This window comes from Aquimarina gracilis, assembly GCF_035285365.1.
GTDB lineage: Bacteria > Bacteroidota > Bacteroidia > Flavobacteriales > Flavobacteriaceae > Aquimarina > Aquimarina gracilis.
In genome coordinates, this window is record NZ_JAYKLX010000007.1 from 21,023 (window position 1) to 33,671 (window position 12,649).

General features: G+C 33.8%; 18 protein-coding genes. 3 read left to right on the forward strand and 15 right to left on the reverse strand.

The features are described 5' to 3' along the window. Positions 1 to 12: 12 nt before the first annotated feature. From U6A24_RS14900 to U6A24_RS14930, 7 genes are all read right to left on the reverse strand, one after another. Positions 13 to 591, reverse strand: a complete 579-nt coding sequence (locus U6A24_RS14900; RefSeq protein ID WP_324180791.1) for a Crp/Fnr family transcriptional regulator — start codon at positions 589 to 591, stop codon at positions 13 to 15. Positions 592 to 659: 68 nt separating this feature from the next. Next, positions 660 to 1,028 (reverse strand): cupredoxin domain-containing protein, encoded by a 369-nt coding sequence (locus tag U6A24_RS14905; protein WP_324180792.1) that lies wholly within the window; start codon positions 1,026 to 1,028, stop codon positions 660 to 662. A gap of 121 nt (positions 1,029 to 1,149) precedes the next feature. After that, positions 1,150 to 1,698: a carboxymuconolactone decarboxylase family protein gene (locus U6A24_RS14910; RefSeq protein WP_324180793.1), complete on the reverse strand. Its 549-nt coding sequence runs from the start codon at positions 1,696 to 1,698 to the stop codon at positions 1,150 to 1,152. Positions 1,699 to 2,239: 541 nt separating this feature from the next. Then, complete coding sequence (locus U6A24_RS14915) at positions 2,240 to 2,611, reverse strand: DoxX family membrane protein (RefSeq protein ID WP_324180794.1); 372 nt, start codon at positions 2,609 to 2,611, stop codon at positions 2,240 to 2,242. 54 nt (positions 2,612 to 2,665) lie between these two features. Next, entirely contained in the window at positions 2,666 to 3,151 is a 486-nt protein-coding gene (locus tag U6A24_RS14920) for a hypothetical protein (RefSeq protein WP_324180795.1), read from the reverse strand. 124 nt (positions 3,152 to 3,275) lie between these two features. After that, the gene (locus U6A24_RS14925; protein ID WP_324180796.1) at positions 3,276 to 4,124 is read right to left on the reverse strand and encodes a helix-turn-helix domain-containing protein; all 849 of its coding nucleotides are present in this window, start codon (positions 4,122 to 4,124) and stop codon (positions 3,276 to 3,278) included. A 97-nt stretch (positions 4,125 to 4,221) separates the two neighbouring features. Beyond that, a complete protein-coding gene (locus tag U6A24_RS14930) occupies positions 4,222 to 4,749 on the reverse strand; it encodes a GNAT family N-acetyltransferase (RefSeq protein WP_324180797.1) in 528 nt (175 codons plus the stop codon). Between the two features lie 134 nt (positions 4,750 to 4,883). On the opposite strand from U6A24_RS14930, the gene U6A24_RS14935 reads away from it, so the two are divergent. The 3 genes from U6A24_RS14935 (at position 4,884) to U6A24_RS14945 (ending at position 6,223) form a co-directional block, all read left to right on the forward strand. Beyond that, entirely contained in the window at positions 4,884 to 5,168 is a 285-nt protein-coding gene (locus U6A24_RS14935) for a hypothetical protein (RefSeq protein ID WP_324180798.1), read from the forward strand. Positions 5,169 to 5,340: 172 nt separating this feature from the next. Next, positions 5,341 to 5,844: a hypothetical protein gene (locus U6A24_RS14940; RefSeq protein WP_324180799.1), complete on the forward strand. Its 504-nt coding sequence runs from the start codon at positions 5,341 to 5,343 to the stop codon at positions 5,842 to 5,844. A 10-nt stretch (positions 5,845 to 5,854) separates the two neighbouring features. Beyond that, the gene (locus tag U6A24_RS14945; protein WP_324180800.1) at positions 5,855 to 6,223 is read left to right on the forward strand and encodes a GerW family sporulation protein; all 369 of its coding nucleotides are present in this window, start codon (positions 5,855 to 5,857) and stop codon (positions 6,221 to 6,223) included. Positions 6,224 to 6,272: 49 nt separating this feature from the next. Here U6A24_RS14945 and U6A24_RS14950 read toward each other — a convergent pair whose 3' ends face one another. The 8 genes from U6A24_RS14950 to U6A24_RS14985 all read right to left on the reverse strand — a co-directional run bounded on the left by U6A24_RS14950 (position 6,273) and on the right by U6A24_RS14985 (position 12,611). Next, the gene (locus tag U6A24_RS14950; RefSeq protein WP_324180801.1) at positions 6,273 to 6,698 is read right to left on the reverse strand and encodes an SRPBCC family protein; all 426 of its coding nucleotides are present in this window, start codon (positions 6,696 to 6,698) and stop codon (positions 6,273 to 6,275) included. A gap of 2 nt (positions 6,699 to 6,700) precedes the next feature. Further along, positions 6,701 to 7,072: an ArsR/SmtB family transcription factor gene (locus U6A24_RS14955; RefSeq protein ID WP_324180802.1), complete on the reverse strand. Its 372-nt coding sequence runs from the start codon at positions 7,070 to 7,072 to the stop codon at positions 6,701 to 6,703. 106 nt (positions 7,073 to 7,178) lie between these two features. Continuing rightward, complete coding sequence (locus tag U6A24_RS14960) at positions 7,179 to 7,637, reverse strand: hypothetical protein (RefSeq protein ID WP_324180803.1); 459 nt, start codon at positions 7,635 to 7,637, stop codon at positions 7,179 to 7,181. A 15-nt stretch (positions 7,638 to 7,652) separates the two neighbouring features. After that, positions 7,653 to 7,937: a UBP-type zinc finger domain-containing protein gene (locus U6A24_RS14965; protein WP_324180804.1), complete on the reverse strand. Its 285-nt coding sequence runs from the start codon at positions 7,935 to 7,937 to the stop codon at positions 7,653 to 7,655. A gap of 18 nt (positions 7,938 to 7,955) precedes the next feature. Then, a complete protein-coding gene (locus U6A24_RS14970) occupies positions 7,956 to 9,620 on the reverse strand; it encodes an FAD-dependent oxidoreductase (protein ID WP_324180805.1) in 1,665 nt (554 codons plus the stop codon). 5 nt (positions 9,621 to 9,625) lie between these two features. Continuing rightward, positions 9,626 to 10,462: an aldo/keto reductase gene (locus U6A24_RS14975; RefSeq protein WP_324180806.1), complete on the reverse strand. Its 837-nt coding sequence runs from the start codon at positions 10,460 to 10,462 to the stop codon at positions 9,626 to 9,628. A 2-nt stretch (positions 10,463 to 10,464) separates the two neighbouring features. After that, positions 10,465 to 11,853 carry an ATP-binding protein gene (locus U6A24_RS14980; protein ID WP_324180807.1) on the reverse strand — a complete coding sequence of 463 codons (1,389 nt, stop codon included), beginning with the start codon at positions 11,851 to 11,853 and terminating at the stop codon, positions 10,465 to 10,467. A 113-nt stretch (positions 11,854 to 11,966) separates the two neighbouring features. After that, on the reverse strand, positions 11,967 to 12,611 hold the full coding sequence (locus U6A24_RS14985; RefSeq protein WP_324180808.1) for a flavin reductase family protein: 645 nt from the start codon (positions 12,609 to 12,611) through the stop codon (positions 11,967 to 11,969). Between the last annotated feature and the right edge of the window lie 38 nt (positions 12,612 to 12,649).

Genomic DNA, 12,649 nt, shown 5'->3' on the forward strand with positions numbered 1-12,649 from the left:
AATTGATCTATGTTAAGAATGAGCTAGTTGTTTCCGAAGCCTGCTTAAGCTTTCAGGTTTGATTCCTAGATAATTGGCAATAAGATAATTAGGTACACGTTGCTCAATATTAGGATAAGTTTTCCGGAATTCTATGTAGCGCTCAGCACTGGTTTTTTCAAGCGAAGATAAAATACGGTCCTGCAAAGCAACAAAAGCGTTGGTGAGTTTAATTCGAAAAAAGCGATCAAATTTGGGGACATCTAGAAATAGTTGTTCCAGGTCAGATTTACTAATTCCAATGAGCTCAGAGTCCTCAATACATTCTATGTTTAGTCGGGCTTTTTCTTCTTTAAAGAACGCTTTGAAATCACTAATCCACCAATCTTCTATTGCAAATTGTACTATATGTTCATCCCCCAGGTTATCAATTTCGTAGGCCTTAAGGCAGCCTTTAATTACATAATATTCATGGGTTACATAATCACCTTCTTGTATAAGATACTGTCGTTTTCGTAGTTTTTTGTGTAGTAGAATAGAAGAAAATCGGTTTAATTCTTCTGGAGTAAGCTCAATGTATTTTGAAAGGTGTTTTTCGATTTGTGAAATCATACCAACTAAATTACATAAAAAAAGCTTCCGGTTGAGGAAGCTTTTCAGTTTTATTATTGTAAAAAAGATTATTCTACAGTCAAAGTATATTGTGGTGTTTTATTAAGAGGGCAGAAATATTTATAGGTTCCTTTTTTAAGGGTTACCGTGTTTGATTTTTCTGATTTACCTTCAGCCACTACCTTGGTTACATACGCTTCTTTAATATGATTTTTTGCATCTGAAGCATCTTTCCCTTCTAGAACAAGTACAAAACCTACATCTGTACCAGCATTGTTGTTAGCGATATTAAAAACATAACTTCCTTCAGAAAGTTTTACTTCTTTTTGTGTAAACTCTCCTTTTGTTTGCTCTAGAGATACAGTTTTTACTTCTTGAGCCTGAGCGCTTAATGTGATTGCAAAAATAAAAGTGAATAATGTGATTAACTTTTTCATGATATTTATTATTTATTTAAATGATTTACTAATTTTTTGGATGTTCTGAGTAGAGTGGGAAGTTTTATTTCCTACCCTACTCAGATATATAAATGGGGTATCTATCCCGTAGTGGTTATACTTACACCGTTTCGGTTTCTAGTGGTTGTGCAACCGGAAAATCAACAGGAACCTGAGTTGTACTATGGATATAATTAGAAATTGTTTTGTCTCCTACCAATACAATAGTATCTATCAAATTTCCTTTGGTATATCCTGCTGCAAAGAAGTTTTCAATAATGTTTTGATCTGCTCTACCTCTGTTTTCTGTAACATTCTTGGCTAATTTTGCCAAGGCATCCAATTTATTATCAAAAGAAGCGCGTCCAGCTCTTAGTTCCAAAATTTGTTCATCGTTAAACCCGTTCATTTTTCCTATTGCGGTGTGAGCAGATAAACAATAGATACATTCATTAACTTGGCTAACCGCTAGGTTTACTACTTCTTTTTCTTTTGCTGAAAGTGAAGTTTTTGCATTCGAAAAGTTTAGATAATTTTCTAATGCTGTGTCACTATGTGCATATGTTGCATACAAATTTGGAACAAAACCTAAAGCTTTATTAAGATTGTCAAATATAGCTTGGTTGTTACTACTTACTTCTTCTCTCGTTGGAACATTAAATGTGCTCATAATTTATTTTTTTTATACCCTCTACAAAAGGGATTTGTTAATATTTGATTTTAATTATTTGTTTAAATTTTCTGATACAAAGATCCGACTGAAATGGTTATAAAAGAATGTTTCTTTTTCCCGATGACTTGTCAAATCTTCCCGAGGAGGTTATTTTTTTATAAAAGGTTTTTCTGCTTCACAATAAAAATCATGTATCCCTTTTTGTTCGCAATGCGTTTTCGAATTTAAAGAGTTTACAATTTGTTTTTTTCCTTTACGGAAAATCTCTATAAGATTAAAAACCGATTTGTTTTGTATTGTTGTCATACTATTTGTTTGTGTTTTGCCCTAATCTTGATAAAGGTTTGAAAACCTTTTAGAGCGATTATTATGATTCGTTTAATTTTCAATACAAAGATGCGTTCAAAATCCTCTTATTAGAATGTTGGTTTTTCCCGACAGCTTGTCAATATTTCCCAAATAAAAAACGCCTCTATTTTGTAGAGGCGTTTTTATAGACTTTTAAAAGTGTTCTAAATGGTCGAAAAGCTTCTTGAAGCTAAAAAAACTTAACTTGTTTTCTTTCTATGTATAGAATTATGGCGCTCAAAACGAATGTGATAACAGCGGTGATGAAAAGAACGCCCCCGTCATTATTAATTTCGATACCCAACTTTGTTAGGTGCATCATAATTGCTCCGCCAATAATACCAAGCGTTAACATGGCTCCGATCCATATAGTTTTTGGTATCAAGAGGAGGATACCGGCAATAAGTTCGGTAATTCCTGTTCCTATACGGCCATAAGGTTCTAGACCTACTTTGGTGAAAATATATACACTGTCTGGATGTGCAGTGAATTTAAATCTTAGGGTTTGAATTAAAATTATTGCTACAACAATTCGTAACAATAGGGGTGCTATTTTTTTCATGTTAATTAGTGGGTGGTGTTTGTTTGTGTTTACTTTTTTTGTTTTAAGGGGTAATCAAAAATCTATAGATAGAACACTAGGTAAAGAATCTATTTTTCCATTAAAAGTATTTTTACGTGAGGTTATATATAATTCCTCGAGATTATTATCTTTTCTGAATTGATTAATAAGCTCAGGGAGTTTTTCATTTAAATAATTTTCAAATGCCTTAACATTGGTACTTCTATTTGCTCCCTTTCTAATCGTTTTTAAATATCCCGCTTTTGGTACTTCCAGGTTAGAAATCTCGGAGAGAAATAATAAATAACTATTTTCTTCTTTTGCTTTTCGAATCTCTATCCTGAAATTAAACCCATCAGAAGAAATTAAACTATCATTATAGCTACTAAAGTTGTTGGTGTAAACAACTTCTTCCCCTTTGTGATTAAGATATACAGTCTCTAATTGGTCCTTGTACATTATTTGAGAGGTTCCAGCATAGGGTGTTAGAAGAAATAGAGCAAGTAGGATTAATTTTATGGGGTTTATGAGCTGTGTCATATTTATATATTTGTTTTGCCCGAATCTTATTAATGTATAAGATATTTCGGTAGTTTTTAATACTTGAACTACTATTGGGGCGTTAACAAAATTGACTAACATAAAAGTGTATTCCAAGACTCTGTTAGTATGTAGCTTCAGGTTCTAGTTTTAATCTTTTTTTGAACTCTGAAGGAGACAAAGTTGTATGCTTTTTAAACATTCTACTAAGATGCGAGGCATCGTCAAAACCTATCTCGTAGGCAATCTCTTTAGCAGTCTTGTCAGTATATATAAGTAGGCGTTTTGCCTCTAGGATTATACGATCATGTATAATCTGTAAAGGACTTTTCTCAAATTTAGCAAAATAATTTGATAGCGTCTTGGGAGACTTAAACAATTTTTCGGCATAAAACCCAACAGAATGTTCTTTTCTGAAATTAAATTCTACTAATGCATTAAACTCACGAAGAATATCTACTTTCTCTTCTGCGCGGTCAAAATTATTTTGCTGTTTGATAAGACGAGTTGTAGTGATTATAAAACGAGCCATCAGCATACGAAGCATTTCTGCTTGAATAGTATCTACTGTATCAAGTTCATCTAAATATACTTGATGTAATAAATCGAGTTTATTTCTATTTTTGTCATCTAGATCTACAATTGGAGTTACGCTATTTCCATAAAAAAGTACACCCATGCAACTTACTTCCTTGTCATGGTCTTTGATGCAGTAAAATTCTCGATTAAATTGATATACAATCATGTTGGATCCATCAATAAACTTGAAGTATTGATTTGGAGTAAGCACAACAATTTTATTTTTTTCGATAGTTAACGAAATACCATCAACCTCTATGCGTAAAGTATTGTCTAGCACCCGTATAAAAGTATAAAGCCCAAGTAGTTGTGAGGTGGTGTAGGGTTCTAATAACTCTTGATCGGCTATTTTAAGTATTGCTCCTGTAGAAAATTCTTTAAACTCTTTTATCATAATTTATTGGTCGAGATAAGGTGCACTTTATTACAAAATGACCCATAATATTGTATTAACTTAACTATAAAGAATTGTAAATAGTTACTGTTAATTTTTATTTATTCCAATCTTCTTTGTCAATACTAAAAATATTAAATTGAGGATCAAGCTTTCGTTCGAATTTCATGCCGTTTCTAAGGGCTACTTTTTCAGAACCTATATTGTCAATATGTATCACAGAGATTAGAGAATCTGCATAGTTATTCTCAAAAGCATAATTTTTACACTTTGAAGCCGCTTCATATGCGTACCCTTTGTTCCAGAATTTTGGAAGGATAGAATATCCAACCTCTAATCGATCAATTTCTTCAATAGTTTGAACGAGTAACCCAGATTGTCCAACAAATTCATTGGTACTTTTGTTAATTAATACGTTCATGCCTCCCAATTTTTTTTCATATCTGTTGAAGGATTTATCAAACCAGACTTGGCATAGTTCAACTGGAGAAAGTGAGGGATCCATCTCCAAAAAATTAGCCACATTCTTTTCTTTAAATAAATCTACCCAAACATCAAAGTCACTGGGTTTTAGAAGCCTAAATTTTAACCTTTCGGTTTCTTGCCCGGTAAGTAAATAGTTCATTATTCTTTTTTGTCCTTTTGGGTAATTAATAAAATAAACTTATAAAAAGCATTATAAATATAAATAATACATGATAGGTGTTAGTATGATTTTTGATAAATCTTTTTAGTACTAACATAAAATTATTAGATACTATGAAAAGTAAAGAAAGACATATTAAACTTATTGAAGGTACTTTTTCTGCAATTGAAGCTGCCGATGTTTTGTTTTCTTTAATTGCTAACAAGATAAAATTTCATAACCTTCAAATGTTGCAAATACAACAAGGAGCTGATAAAACCAATTTACATTCTGCAAAACGAATCTCTGAACTAAAACACGAGAAGAATATCGTAAAAGATATGATCTTAAAAGCTCGAGATGAGGGTTATGAATTGGAGATCTATGGAGCTATAGAAGTTAAATTAAAGAAAACATAATTACGATTGTAATGCAGATTTGAAAAGAAACTTAATAAAAAATAGTTTTTTGAAAGTAATCAATTTTAAGAACATGGTATTTGTGAAAAATTAACACAATCATTTGCTTTTGCATGATAATTATCATAGTTATTCTTTTGTTTTTGAACTTCTTTCGCAGAAAAACCGGATCATGTGGATTGCATTGTTCTTTATCGTGTTTTTGTTGATTGTTTTATATATGTTGCTAACTCCAATTGTAGTAACTATAAATACAGAAAAGGGTCAATATGAAATACGGTTACAAGGTGTAGTAAAAGCCAGTATCGAAGAACATGTCAAAGAAATACTTCGAATCAAACTTAAAATTTTTCTTTGGACCTTCTATTTCTATCCACTCAAAGGGATACATTCTAATACCAAAAAGAAGAAGACGGGAAGGAAACCGAGAAAAAAGAACAATAAAAGATTTTCTTTTAGGAAAATAATAGCTGTCTTACGATCATTTAAGATAAAGCATTTGGTCCTTGATATAGATACAGGAGATAATGTTTTTAATGCAAAATTATATCCCCTGGTAGGATTTCTAAATTACAATACAGAGGCATTTAATATCAATTTTGAAGATAGAAATCAATTGGTATTACAAATGTATTGTAGGCCAATACATATTATTAAATCATTCATAAACCAATAAATACACGATCATGGAATTACATTTTGAAGAATTATTAGGACAAATCACTGATTTTATAAAAAGTGAAGCAAAGACAGAAACTGTTGTTGGAGAGCCATTCGACCTGGGAGAATTTAAATGTGTACCTGTTATTAGAGTAGGTATGGGATTTGGTTCAGGAGGCGGAGAAGGTTCTGAATCAAAAGTTCGAAAAGGACAAGGAGTTGGGGCAGGGGCCGGAGTGGGAATAGAACCTATCGGTTTTTTGGTTACTAAAGGGGACGAAATATCATTCTTGGCAGCTGGAAAAACAAGAGGATTGGCTGCTTTATTTGAAAAAGTACCCGATATGATCGAAAGTTTCGCAAAGACGAGAGCCAAAGAAGAAGAAACGGTTTAAGACTATGTCCTGCAAGGTTATAAAAATTGAACTTTGCAGGACAAGTGTTTTATAGAGCTCTTAGCTGTTTCTTTAAAAGTTTTGTAAGTAGTTCTGCCCACCCTCCTTCGAAATTTTTAATATCAAAGTCACTATTATTTTGTGGAAAGGTTTCAATACCAGAATGCGTAAGTTTTAAACGAGTTTTATTTTCTTCTTCAAACAACTCAAAAGTCACAAGGGAATATCCTTCTAAGTTTTCATATTGCCAGCTATATTGAAGTTTTTCAAGAGGAATTACCTCAGTGATTTTGCATAAATGTAAATAATTGTCGCCTTTTACGCCCTGGCCGGTAAATTGAAATTCGAAACCAACTTTGGGTTTAAACTCTGATAGATCAAAATACCATTTTTTCATTTCTTCTTTGTCTGTTAATGCTTTCCATACCATTTCGATAGAGGCATTGTAAATTTCTTCAACAACTACTGCTTTCATAATTACTTGTTTCTTTTTGGTGGGTCTATAGGTCTGTTTTTACTAGTTTTAGGTGGTTCCGTAGAAGTATATTCTACAACGTGTTTAAGAGCTTTCAGCTTTTGGGACCAGAAGATGCCAAATTGTTCTGTCCATTGGTGTACTTCGTTAAGATTTTCGAGTTTTGCTTCGCATATTCTTTCTCGCCCATATTTTCTAATGGTAATAAGATTGCACTCTTGAAGAATTTTGATATGCAGGGATACCGCCTGCCTGCTCATTTCAAAATTATCTGAAATCCTATTAAGATTCATACTTTGCCGAGCTAATAGGCCAATGATCTTTCGTCTTGTGGGATCGGCAATAGCTTGAAAAACATCTCTTCTTGTCTCCATGATTTAATTTATGCAAGTATATACTTGCGGAAATATTTTAACAAAAAAGTTTTGATTTTACTCGATAATCGAGATTTAAATGTCCCAAAGTTTGCCCTGAGGTAGTTTACTCTTTAATAAACCATTTAATACCAAATTTACCTTGACCATGGCCAATAATTTCTCCGGTAATTACATTTCGCATCATGGTATCAGATTTACCGTTACTTGCTGCAATTAATGACCATTCAAGATTTTCTTTTAACTGAATGGTTTGTTTTTCGAAGCTTGGTGTTTGTCCAATAATAGGGTCAATTTGAGCAAATACAATGGTATCGCTTAAGACGGTTAAGAATTTTGCTTCAGCAAAATGTTCAACCTTTTTGGTAGTATCGTTTTTTCTTTGTGAGGACCAATAAATACGTATTTTTTTTCCTTGTCTTACCGCCTCAATCAGATGAGTTATTTTTCCTTCAATTGTTTTTCCATCTTTGTCATTATGGTAAATAAGTTTCCAATCGCTTTTATCTTGAGCAAATAATGATACCGACATAAATAATAATATCAATAGAGATAACCTTTTCATAACTACAGATGTTTTTTAATATTCAATAAAGGATTTGTGTTCATAACACCATGCCCAACGCTCATTAGGTTCGGCAGAAATAACAATACTATGTTCTTTGTGCGTCTCATAATGTTTACTAGCATGTTTATTTGGCGAAGAATCACAGCATAGTGTAACTCCGCATTCTTGGCATGTACGTAAATGTACCCATGTATTACCTGTTTTTATGCATTCGGAGCATTGGTAACTGGTATCTTTTTTGATCGCCTTAGCATCAAAATTTTCGAGATGTTCGCATACTTTAGGCCTTAGTTTCATAAAGAAGTTGTTTTCAGGTTAAATTTCAGCCAGATACTCATGAACAAATTTTATTGCCATAGCACCTTCACCTACTGCAGAAGCTACTCTGTTCATAGCCCCAGCGCGTACATCTCCTGATGCAAATATTCCCGGGCTACATGTTTCTAGTAAGAAGGGTTCTCTTTCTTTTTTCCATATCTTTCTGAAGTTATCATATCGTGAAAGATCCCTGCCTGTTTCGATAAAACCTCTTTCATTTTTGATAATATTTAATTGAATCCAGTCGGTATATGGTCGTGCCCCTATAAAAATAAATAGTGCGTCTGCTGGCACTGTTTTGATTTCTGAGGTTTCACTATTGGTAAGCTCTAATTGAGTGAGACGCTCATTTTCGCCGGTTGCTTTGGTGATATTTGTATGGCCTAACAATGTGATATTATCGATATCATTAATTTGATCGATAAGGTAGCTAGACATGCTACTGCTTAAATCTTTTTTTCGAACTACTATATATACATTTTTGGCAAATTTTGAAAGATAAACTGCAGATTGCCCTGCAGAATTACCTCCTCCAACAATATAGACTTCTTTATTGCTACATGCTTGCGCTTCGGTCATTGATGAGCCATAATAAATACCTGCTCCTGTATAATTATCAATACCTTCAGCTTCAAGTTTCCTATAGTTTACACCTGTCGTGATAACCACACTTTTGGTGCTAATACACTCCCCGTTACCAAGCATAATACTTTTATAGCCGTCTTTTTCTGAAATTGAAGTAACTTCTTGAGGAGATAAGAATTCTATTCCAAACCTTTTCGCTTGAGTAATGGCTCGATGGGTTAACTCCTGACCACTTAAACCATTAGGAAATCCTAAGTAATTTTCTATTCTCGAACTGGTACCTGCTTGTCCGCCTGGGGCATGTTTTTCGATTAATAATGTTTTGAGCCCTTCTGACCCTCCATAAACGGCAGCCGCCAATCCTGAAGGTCCGGCTCCAATAATTACAACGTCATACAAGTTATCTTTTGGGTGTGCGTTTAACCCCAAAGCCGTTGCAAGTTCTATAATTTCGGGGTTTTTGAAGCAATTCCCATCCTGTAATGAGACAACTGGCATATCGGTGGTTTCAAGCTCGTGTAACTCGATAAGTTCTTTTGCTTTTGCGCTTGTCTCTGCATCGAGCCATTGAAAAGGAAATAGGTTTCCCGATAGAAAATCTTTGATATCATGAGATTTTGGTGAAAATTGGTACCCTATAACTTTTATACCATCAAATTCTGGTTGAAAATCTAATTGCCAAGCATCTAACAGGTCATTCAGGGTCGGGTATAATTTTTCTTCAGGTGGATTCCAGGGTTTGGTAAGATAATAATCAAGCTGCACATCATTGATTGCTTTGATAGCAGCATCGGTATCAGAATAAGCGGTTAGCAGTACTTTTTTTGCCGCTGGGAAGTGTTTTTTGGCTTCACTCAAAAATTCTACTCCCAGCATTTCGGGCATACGCTGATCTACAAGAAATAAAGCTACAACTTCACTTTTCTTTTTCAAATCTATAAGTGCCTCCAAAGCATCATTAGCCGATTCGGTACTCATGACTCGGTACTCCTTACGGTATTTAGATTTAAGGTCTCTTGTTACAGCTCTTAGAACTTGAGTATCATCATCGAGTGCAAAAATGATTGGTTTCTTCATACCTACTAAAAATTAAAATTATCGGGATCTGGACCTATTCGTTGATTTTTATCTAGTGTATCGATATAATTCATATCTTCATTTGATAATTCAAAATCAAAAAGATTGGCATTAGAAATAATACGTTCTTTTTTGACAGATTTTGGTATCGTGATTACTCCTTTCTGAAGATTCCATCGCAATACAATTTGAGCTACAGTTTTACTATATTTTTTTGCCAGATTATCCAGTATTGATAAAGAGAAAATTTTTCCTTGCATCATCGGCGACCATGCTTCATATTGAATATTTTTTTTATTACAAAAATCAATTAAATCTTGTTGAATGAGTCGTGGATGAAACTCCATTTGATTTACCATAGGTACAATTTCTGATTGCGATATGAGATCCTGTAGATGGTGCTTCATGAAATTGCTAACACCGATAGCTCTTATACGTTTTTCACGATACAATTTTTCTAATGCTTTCCAAGTGTCATTGTATTTGCCTTTTACTGGCCAATGTATTAAATAGAGATCAAGATAGTCTAATTGTAATCGGTTGAGGGTTTCTTCAAAAGCCGTCAATGTGCTATTATAACCTTGATCCGAATTCCATACTTTGCTTACCACAAAAACATCGTCTCTGTGGATCGCGGCAGTTCGAATGGCTTTACCGACTCCTTCTTCATTTTTATAAATACTTGCTGTATCGATATGACGATAACCAGCATCCAATGCCCATTGAACTGCATTGATTACTTCGCTGTCATTATCTGCAAGGTATACACCAAGCCCAAGATACGGCATTTTAACTCCATTATTTAATAGAAATGAGCCTTGTATATCTGTGATTTTTTTCATTCTTAGTTAATAGGTAAACATACGGTGAAGGTGGTTTCTCCAGGTCTTGATACCACCTTTATGTCGCCATTATGTTGGTTAATAATTCGTTGTACTACTTCCAAACCCATACCGGTGCCCTCGCCAATACCTTTTGTGGTGAAAAATGGATCAAAAATGTGATTAATATTAGCTTCGGGGATTCCTTTTCCGTTGTCTGTAATGTTAATTTTTATGAAGCTTTTGTCTTGACTGGTTTCAATTTTTAATACTCCAGAATGTTCCATAGCATCAATAGCATTATCAATCAAATTGGTCCATACCTGATTAATTTCACTTACAAATATTTTGGGTTCGGGAAGCTGAAGGGTAAAGTTTTTTTCTACGGAAATATTTTTCTTTTTTAACTTATGGTTAAGCATAGTCAGTGTGCTCTTGATGCCCGTATGAATATCGGTAGCAACTTTTTCTGGGGCACGGTCCATATGGGTATAACTTTTTATAGATTGTACCAGGTTCGAAATTCTATTGGATGCCTCGCCTATTTCATCAACCATCTTTTCTGTAGTTAATACATTTTCTATCCATTCGATAGCATGTGGGAAATTTTCTTTTCCAGTTGCCTTATGTATTTCTTTCATTACGGGGACATCCATACAAAAATCAAGAAGAGTTTCTGTAAGCTCAAAGGCATTGTCGACGCCTTGATCTTCTAACCACTCTTCAAGTTCATCTTCTTTCTCATTACGTTCGGTGAGTTTCATGTTATTTTCAGGACGATGGTTAATTCTATCAAAAAGCACATTGTTTATGGTGTTTACCTCTTGTTCTGAAGCACGTATTGAGATAATTCGTTTAAACTTTTCAGGCACATTACCAAGATGTTCTTTTAGTGCCTTGGCACTGCGTAACATAGCCGAAGCCGGATTATTAAGCTCATGAGCCAATCCAGCAGAAAGCTTACCCAGGGCCATCATTTTTTCTGATTGCACATTGTTTTTGGTAAACTCCCTCACTCTTGAGGTCATATGGTGCACTAGACTTTCAGTGAGTTCATAATGATTCGCAACCATTTCTCTAAACATTGATCTATCAAGAAATAAAACTTCGGCATCCTCCATTATTTCTCCATATCCCATGGCAGAGCTCATTCTGGAAAAAGGTAGTAATCCTGCGATTCCGTTTTTCGTAATTTCACCAACAACTTTATAATTTCCATTTTGTTCGAACTTTATGGCTATTTTCCCTTTCAGAACAATAGATAATTGATCAATGGAGTCTCCTTTCTTAAAGACAAATTCTCCTTGTTTGAATGTTTGAATTTCGGACTTGTCAATCAACCATTGTAATTGTTGAATTGGAACATTTGTAAATTCTGGTATTTCTTGAAGATTATGTGGAGTGAGTTTCATCTCACTAAAATTACTTAATTAAAACCCACCTTGCAACACTTATAAATACTACAATTCTTAAGGTTTTGATAAAATTTAATTTCAAAGTATGATATTGTGAGACTTTAATGATTCTAAGAATTCTTCAAAAGCGATTTGGTTTCGTTGTTTGGTTTTGCATACTCAAAACGATCTAATAAAGTTGGTAGTGCATAACCATCCAATCCTATACAGGAAACGGTTTCCGATTTGTCAAGTTGCACCCAACCATCATTGTGTATAATTTCTTTATCCAAATACAAGTGCTCAATTTTTCCAATGATTAAAATGGTATCATTTTCTTTAATCAAATATTCATTAATATAACTGCATCCCAACTGTATTGGGCTTCCTTTTACATAGGGAGCATAAAATTCATCTCGATATTTCTCCTCAAGATTGGTATGGTCAAACTCTGAAATATCCTCATCATATTTGGCAGCGGTATGATGAGCATCCTTAATCATGTGTTTGGGAACTTGATTTACCGTAAAAACTCCCGTGTCTTTTATATTCTTATAAGTATTTCGGGGTACTGTTGTCGGCCTTAAAATGAAACCAAGCATTGCGGGATTGCTGCCAATGTGAATAACAGAGTTAAAAATAGCAACATTGGTATTACCATTTTGATTTTTGGTAGCCAATAGATTACAGGGTTTATAACCAGTGCAACTATTAATAAGGTTTGCTCTATATCTTGAAGGCATTTTATCAAGATCGTTTGAAGAAAAATGATTCATTTATGTCTTATATTTATCTTTTGTCGAAGAAAAAAGCG

What these genes read in the sequence shown, in the direction of transcription:
- U6A24_RS14900 (WP_324180791.1), bottom strand. Translation starts at nt 591, where the DNA reads ATGATTTCACAAATCGAAAAACACCTTTCAAAATACATTGAGCTTACT.
- U6A24_RS14905 (WP_324180792.1), bottom strand. Translation starts at nt 1,028, where the DNA reads ATGAAAAAGTTAATCACATTATTCACTTTTATTTTTGCAATCACATTA.
- U6A24_RS14910 (WP_324180793.1), bottom strand. Translation starts at nt 1,698, where the DNA reads ATGAGCACATTTAATGTTCCAACGAGAGAAGAAGTAAGTAGTAACAAC.
- U6A24_RS14915 (WP_324180794.1), bottom strand. Translation starts at nt 2,611, where the DNA reads ATGAAAAAAATAGCACCCCTATTGTTACGAATTGTTGTAGCAATAATT.
- U6A24_RS14920 (WP_324180795.1), bottom strand. Translation starts at nt 3,151, where the DNA reads ATGACACAGCTCATAAACCCCATAAAATTAATCCTACTTGCTCTATTT.
- U6A24_RS14925 (WP_324180796.1), bottom strand. Translation starts at nt 4,124, where the DNA reads ATGATAAAAGAGTTTAAAGAATTTTCTACAGGAGCAATACTTAAAATA.
- U6A24_RS14930 (WP_324180797.1), bottom strand. Translation starts at nt 4,749, where the DNA reads ATGAACTATTTACTTACCGGGCAAGAAACCGAAAGGTTAAAATTTAGG.
- U6A24_RS14935 (WP_324180798.1), top strand. Translation starts at nt 4,884, where the DNA reads ATGAAAAGTAAAGAAAGACATATTAAACTTATTGAAGGTACTTTTTCT.
- U6A24_RS14940 (WP_324180799.1), top strand. Translation starts at nt 5,341, where the DNA reads ATGTGGATTGCATTGTTCTTTATCGTGTTTTTGTTGATTGTTTTATAT.
- U6A24_RS14945 (WP_324180800.1), top strand. Translation starts at nt 5,855, where the DNA reads ATGGAATTACATTTTGAAGAATTATTAGGACAAATCACTGATTTTATA.
- U6A24_RS14950 (WP_324180801.1), bottom strand. Translation starts at nt 6,698, where the DNA reads ATGAAAGCAGTAGTTGTTGAAGAAATTTACAATGCCTCTATCGAAATG.
- U6A24_RS14955 (WP_324180802.1), bottom strand. Translation starts at nt 7,072, where the DNA reads ATGGAGACAAGAAGAGATGTTTTTCAAGCTATTGCCGATCCCACAAGA.
- U6A24_RS14960 (WP_324180803.1), bottom strand. Translation starts at nt 7,637, where the DNA reads ATGAAAAGGTTATCTCTATTGATATTATTATTTATGTCGGTATCATTA.
- U6A24_RS14965 (WP_324180804.1), bottom strand. Translation starts at nt 7,937, where the DNA reads ATGAAACTAAGGCCTAAAGTATGCGAACATCTCGAAAATTTTGATGCT.
- U6A24_RS14970 (WP_324180805.1), bottom strand. Translation starts at nt 9,620, where the DNA reads ATGAAGAAACCAATCATTTTTGCACTCGATGATGATACTCAAGTTCTA.
- U6A24_RS14975 (WP_324180806.1), bottom strand. Translation starts at nt 10,462, where the DNA reads ATGAAAAAAATCACAGATATACAAGGCTCATTTCTATTAAATAATGGA.
- U6A24_RS14980 (WP_324180807.1), bottom strand. Translation starts at nt 11,853, where the DNA reads ATGAAACTCACTCCACATAATCTTCAAGAAATACCAGAATTTACAAAT.
- U6A24_RS14985 (WP_324180808.1), bottom strand. Translation starts at nt 12,611, where the DNA reads ATGAATCATTTTTCTTCAAACGATCTTGATAAAATGCCTTCAAGATAT.